Annotated in this window: 6 protein-coding genes; 2 read left to right on the plus strand and 4 right to left on the minus strand. The window is 64.6% G+C overall.

What is annotated here, in order from left to right:
* Window positions 1-463, minus strand: a 463-nt coding sequence (locus AC1D1P_RS12545) for a pyridoxamine 5'-phosphate oxidase family protein (protein ID WP_477673206.1), incomplete at its 3' end; no start/stop codon positions are given.
* Window positions 460-1,113 (minus strand): glutathione S-transferase family protein, encoded by a 654-nt coding sequence (locus tag AC1D1P_RS12550; RefSeq protein ID WP_477673207.1) that lies wholly within the window; start codon window positions 1,111-1,113, stop codon window positions 460-462. The genes AC1D1P_RS12550 and AC1D1P_RS12545, both read right to left, overlap by 4 nt.
* A gap of 139 nt (window positions 1,114-1,252) precedes the next feature.
* On the opposite strand from AC1D1P_RS12550, the gene AC1D1P_RS12555 reads away from it, so the two are divergent.
* Window positions 1,253-2,143, plus strand: coding sequence for a LysR family transcriptional regulator (locus tag AC1D1P_RS12555; RefSeq protein ID WP_477668606.1), 891 nt, complete (start codon window positions 1,253-1,255; stop codon window positions 2,141-2,143).
* 59 nt (window positions 2,144-2,202) lie between these two features.
* Window positions 2,203-3,570, plus strand: coding sequence for a glutathione-disulfide reductase (gene gorA / locus AC1D1P_RS12560; protein WP_477668607.1), 1,368 nt, complete (start codon window positions 2,203-2,205; stop codon window positions 3,568-3,570).
* 12 nt (window positions 3,571-3,582) lie between these two features.
* Here gorA and AC1D1P_RS12565 read toward each other — a convergent pair whose 3' ends face one another.
* Complete coding sequence (locus AC1D1P_RS12565) at window positions 3,583-4,581, minus strand: FHA domain-containing protein (protein WP_477668608.1); 999 nt, start codon at window positions 4,579-4,581, stop codon at window positions 3,583-3,585.
* On the minus strand, window positions 4,578-5,804 hold a 1,227-nt coding region (locus AC1D1P_RS12570), incomplete at its 5' end, for a S1 family peptidase (protein WP_477673208.1). The genes AC1D1P_RS12565 and AC1D1P_RS12570, both read right to left, overlap by 4 nt.

Raw genomic sequence — 5,804 nt, forward strand, 5'->3', positions numbered from 1 at the left:
CCATATACACCGGCTCGCGCGCCTGGATGTATTTGGGGCAGTTGCCGAAACTCTGRCTCAGCTCCACAGCGAAGCCCGAGGCACTCACGCCGCGAACGATGCCGTTCATGCGGTTGCGCCTGCGCGTGTGCGGCTCTATGCCCAGCAGACCTATCGCGGCGCCATCTGCCAGCGTGCCTTGCAAGGGATCACCTGCGAGCGGCTGGGCGCGCAGCACCAGATGATGCGCATCGGGCGAGTGGATAAAACCCGGCGGCTGGGCCAGCACCGAGGCCCAGGGCTGGCCGCTCGCGTCCACCGTGCCGGCGACCACAAAAGGCAACTGCTCAAAAAACTCGCGGTGCTGGTCGGGCATGAAGTCGCGGATCACACGCGGGCCGATTTCCGCCATGCGTGTACGCACGGCCGCGCCCACGCGCGCTTGCGCGGCGCGCTCGCCCTCGTGGAAAGTGGCGGTGCTCATGCGGCCAGCCCTATCGGGCTCCTGACCATGGGCACAAAGCGCGGCAAGGCCTCAATGCGGGCCAGCCAGGCGCGTATGCGCGGGTAGGCTTCCAGCGAGACCTTGCCCTCCGGCGCATGGGCCGAGTAACTGTAGTTGGCGATGTCGGCCAGTGTGGGGGTGCTGCCCGCGAGAAAAGCCGACTGGCCCAGTTGCTGCTCCATCACCGCGAACAGGGCATGTGCACGCTCAATGGCTTCCGGGTTTTCCGGCCGCTTGAACAGCTGGATGACGCGCGCGGCAGCCGGGCCGGAGGCGAGCTGCCCCGCAGCGACCGACAACCAGCGCTGCACCGCCGCAGCAGCCAACGGGTCGCGCGGCAGCCATTGCTCGGCATCCGGCGCGTAGCGTGCGTTGAGGTACACCAGGATGGCGTTGGAATCGGCCAGCGTGACTTCACCGTCCTGGATCACCGGCACCTGGCCGAAGGCGTTCATGGCCAGGAAGTCCGGCGTCTTGTGCCCTTTGGTGGCCAGGTCGATCTCGATGCGCTCGAAGGGCAGGCCCAGCAGCGAGAGAAACAGTTCCACCCGGTGCGAATGGCCGGAGATGGCGACGCGGTACAGGCGAATGGGTTGTGCGGGCGGGGCTTTGGCGGCGGGTGTGCTCATGACGGGCTTTCGGCGGGTTGAAAAATCTTGCTCTCGGGAGTGGATTCTGTTTGATCCGTTATTTTTAATAAATGACTCTCAAGACATTTAACTAATCCACTTAGTGGATGAATCCCCGCAACAGGCGTAGCATGTCGCCATGGACAAACTCCGGGCCATGCAGGCCTTTATTCACATTGCCGAACAAGGCAGCCTTACGGCCGCGGCCCAGGTCATGGAGTCCTCGTTGCCGGCGATGGTGCGTACGCTGGCCGGCTTCGAGGCCCAGCTGGGTGTGCGCCTTTTCAACCGCACCACCCGGCGCATCTCACTGACCGAGGAAGGCCGGCGCCACCTCGAAAGCTGCCGCCAGCTGCTGGCCACACTCGCGGATGCAGAAGCGGCGCTGACCGCCGACGCGGCGGAACCCGCGGGCCACCTGACCATTACCGCACCCATGCTGTTCGGCCAGATGCATGTGGCGCCCGCCGTCACGCGCTTTGTGCAGCAGCACGAGAAGATGCGCTGCTCCATGGTGCTGCTGGACCGCGTGGTGAATCTGCTCGAAGAAGGCATCGACGTCGGCATTCGCATCGGCGAGCCTGAAGACTCCAGCCTGGTGGCGCAGAAGGTGGGCACCATCCGCCGCCTGGTGGTGGCCAGCCCCGCCTGGGTTCGCCGCCACGGCGTACCAAAACACCCCAAGGACCTGCTCAAGGCCAACTGCGTGCGACTGACAGACCATTCCCCCACATGGGGCCCGTTCATAGACCAGGGCCGACCGCTTCGGCTTGCCGTCAGTGGTAATCTGGAGTTCAACCAGATCGCGCCGGCCGTGGCGGCCTGCGCGGCGGGTGCGGGATTCGGTTCGTTCTTGTCTTACCAGGTGGCGCCGTTTTTAAAGACCAAACAATTGCGCACCGTGCTGGAGGGTTTCGAGCCGCCGCCCCGGCCCATCAACATTGTTTACCCGCACGCCCGGCTGCTGCCCATGCGCACGCGGGTGTTCATTGAGTGGATGAAAAAAGAGCTCCGGGAATTCCAGTCTTGAGAGCCGGCATCAAGGCACCCGAAAAACAACGTCAGCAGACACCAGAACAAGGACAGCGAATGCAGACTTTTGATTTTGACCTTTTCGTGATCGGCGGCGGCAGCGGCGGTGTGCGCGCCGCGCGCATGTCGGCCCAGCGCGGCGCCCGTGTGGGACTGGCCGAATTCGCTGCGATGGGCGGCACCTGCGTGAACGTGGGCTGCATTCCCAAAAAGCTCTACAGCTATGCGGCCCACTACGGCGACAGCTTTGAAGAGTCGCGCGGCTTCGGCTGGGTCGGCGAGGCGCCGGTGTTTGACTGGGACACGCTCAAGGCCAACCGTGCCCGCGAGATTTCGCGGCTCAACGGCATTTATGTGCAGCTGCTTGAAAGCGCTGGCGTGCAGATCATCACCGGCTGGGCGCGGCTGCTTGACGAGCACACCGTCGAGGTCGACGACAAAAAATTCACGGCCAAAAGCATCCTGATCTCCACAGGTGGTACCGCCACAGTGCCTGCCGTGCCGGGACGCGAGCATGTGGTGACCTCGGACCACATGTTTGACCTCAATCCCTTCCCGAAGCGCCTGCTGGTGGTGGGCGGCGGCTACATAGCCTGCGAATTCGCCTCGATCTTCAACGGACTGGGTTCACAGGTCACCCAGGTCCATCGCCGCGACATGCTGCTGACCGGTTTTGACGATGACGTGCGGCGCTTCATTGCCGCCGAGATGAGCAAGACCGGCATCACCCTGCAGCTGGGCGCAGAGATCGCGGCCATCGCCAAAACCGCCACAGGCCTGCAGGTGACGCTCAAGGACGGCGCAAGCCTGGAGGTGGACACCGTGCTCTACGCCACGGGCCGGATTCCCAATGCGAACGGCATCGGGCTTGAAGCCGCCGGTGTGGCCGTCAACGCAGCCGGTGCGATCCAGGTCAATGCGCACTACCAGACCTCGGTGCCGTCCATCTATGCGTTGGGCGACGTGACGGCGCGCATGCAGCTGACACCGGTAGCCCTGGGCGAAGCCATGGTGGTGGTGGACCAGCTCTTCGGCCCCGCCGCCGGCAAGAAACCGCGCAGCATGAGTTATGAATTTGTGCCGACCGCCGTCTTCACCCATCCCAACATCGGCACGGTCGGCTATTCAGAGGCCGATGCGCGCGCGAAGTTCGGCAAAGTCACAGTGTTCCGCGCCGACTTCAAGGCCCTCAAGCACACGCTGAGCGGCAGCACCGAACGCACGCTCATGAAGCTGCTGGTCGAAGACGCTACCGACCGCGTGGTCGGCCTGCATATGGTGGGGCCGGACGCCGGCGAAATCGTGCAGGGTTTTGCCGTGGCCATGAAGGCCGGTGCGACCAAGGCAATATTTGACAGCACCATCGGCATCCACCCGACCGTCGCCGAGGAATTCGTGACGATGCGCGAACCGGTCAAGGACTGATTTCAGGAAATATTAATCCGCGTCCGGGTCTTCGGGCGTATCTGCATCCGGCTCACGGTCTTTCAGGCGTTCGTCGAGGCGCTGGCGGATGGTGCCGGCTTCCCCGAGGAACTGCGCCAGGGGCACAGCCGGCGCCATGCGCAGGGATGGCGGGTAGAGGGTGGACATGTAGAGCTTGTTGGACAGGCGCTTGTTCTGCAGCCAGTTGGTGCCCAGCATGGCCACAATGCCCAGCACGGCCACGCCGGCCACCAGCCCCGCCAGTCCGCGGCGGCGCTGCGGCACGATGACGGTCAGGTGCACATAGATGGCCGCAGCCGCCCCCAATAGCAGCAGCGGCGTCTCAAAGCGCGCAAGGCTTTCTAGCGAGAACATGAAAGCCAGCAGGCCAGCCAGCGTGGCTACCAGCTGTATCGCCACCGAACTGGTGCAGGCAATACGGACATGGCGCCAGAACTGCAGGTGGCCGGTAAATAGCTTGGTGGCCAGGGCCCACAGGCCCGCCCACACGGTGATCGCCATGGCCACCATCGCCATCAGGCCGGGCAATTGCCGCGCCAGCTGGGATGGCTCGGTAAGGGTCAGCCACGACTGCCCCACCACGAGCGCCAGCATGGCGGTTAATGCCAGCAAAGTCCAGCCGGTCGTGCGCCACGGAAAGTGCGGCAGCCGCTCTTCAGCGGCCACCGGCGCCTCCGCCAGGCGCAGCCCCAGCTTCAGCCGGCCCAGGGTCAGGGCCTCGCCGGCAGGCCAGCTGAACTGCGTGCCCTGGCCATGCAGCGTCCGGTTCAGCGCGACACCATTGACCGTGTCCAGCACCTGCACCATCACTTCGCCTTCCGGCGTGCGGTCTATGCGCAAGTGTTCAGCGGCCACATGGCCGTCATCCAATACCAGGTCGGCGGTGAGTGCGCGGCCCACGGTAACGGGCCAGTGCCGCACGTCAAGGCGGCCCACCAGCGCGCCATTGCGGTCGGTGGCCTGCAGCAGGGCGAGATTGCCGGCGCTCATGGTGCGGCCTCCCATTTAAAACCGCCCAGGTAATGCGCCACCAGCTTGAGGCCGTTGTCAAAACTCACACCCTGCGCATCCATGCGTCCCTGCACACCGCGTGTGGACTGGTTGACGGACATGGTCAGCACCGACACATCGTAGAGGCCCGGCAGCTTGCGGTAGGCACTCATGCACACCACGGCGCGCATGGGCATGCCGCCCGTTTCGACGAAGCGTTCGGAGCACTCGGCCGCCGTGGCCTTGCGTGAACCCCGGGTAGAGAAGTACTCATTGCCGAAGCTTTGGGAGTACATGACGGCGAAACGCAAGGGGCCCAGCTTGGGCGCGTTGTAGGCTTCATAGCGCAGACGGATGTAGCCGGTGTTGAAATCGCCCGCAAACACGTGGCTGTCAATCTGGCAATCGGTACGCTCCAGGTCAAAGGCCTTGAAGTCGGGCTCGCGTCCGCGGCCCCAGCATCGGGCCAGGGAATCTTCGGGCACGGGCACGCTGTAGCCGCCGTGTTTTTGCGCCGTGAGCGGCACCGCGGTGAATTTTTGCGTCAGCAACGCCTGGTGCTCGCCCAGCTGGCGCGCCACCTCGGCATGTGCCGGTTTGGTGATGGGCTTGGCCGAAGCGGCCTTTGCCAGCAGTGCCTGGGCGAATTCAGCGGGGATCAGAAAACTCAGCAGGTCGCCGTCCAGCCGCTTGGATACGTTGATACCGACCACCTGGCCGGCATCGTCCAGCGCGGGGCCGCCGCTCATGCCGGGGTTGAGCGCGCCGCCGAAAAAGATGCGTGGGTAAAAGCTGCGCTGCACGAGGCCGTTGTAGGTGCCCTCGGTGACGGCAAACCCGATGTCCAGTGGATTGCCCAGTGAATAAATGCGTTCGCCGCGCGCCAGGGGCCGGTCCGCCCCGCGAAAAGCCAGCTGCGGCATTCCTGTTGCCGGCGTTTTCACGCGCAGCAGCGCCAGGTCGTTGCGGACGTCGAAGGCCAGCAGTTCGACCTCGGCTTCCTTGCCGTCCACCGGCACGTAGACGCCGCGGTAGCGCTCGGGCTCCAGCGCCAGCTGGCTGGCCACATGGAAATTGGTGATGATGAGCCCGTTCGCAGACACAAAAAAGCCCGAGCCCACACTGGCCTGGGTGTTGGAGWTGCGCAGCAGGGTGCGGATCTGCACCAGTTTGTCGCGCGTGGTTTCATAGGCGCGCTGCGCGTCGCGGGAGATCTGGGCCGG

The organism is Polaromonas sp. P1_E1_2 (genome assembly GCF_056406035.1).

Coding starts and splice junctions, on each gene's coding strand:
- AC1D1P_RS12550 (WP_477673207.1), bottom strand. CDS start 1,113: ATGAGCACACCCGCCGCCAAAGCCCCGCCCGCACAACCCATTCGCCTG.
- AC1D1P_RS12555 (WP_477668606.1), top strand. CDS start 1,253: ATGGACAAACTCCGGGCCATGCAGGCCTTTATTCACATTGCCGAACAA.
- gorA (WP_477668607.1), top strand. CDS start 2,203: ATGCAGACTTTTGATTTTGACCTTTTCGTGATCGGCGGCGGCAGCGGC.
- AC1D1P_RS12565 (WP_477668608.1), bottom strand. CDS start 4,581: ATGAGCGCCGGCAATCTCGCCCTGCTGCAGGCCACCGACCGCAATGGC.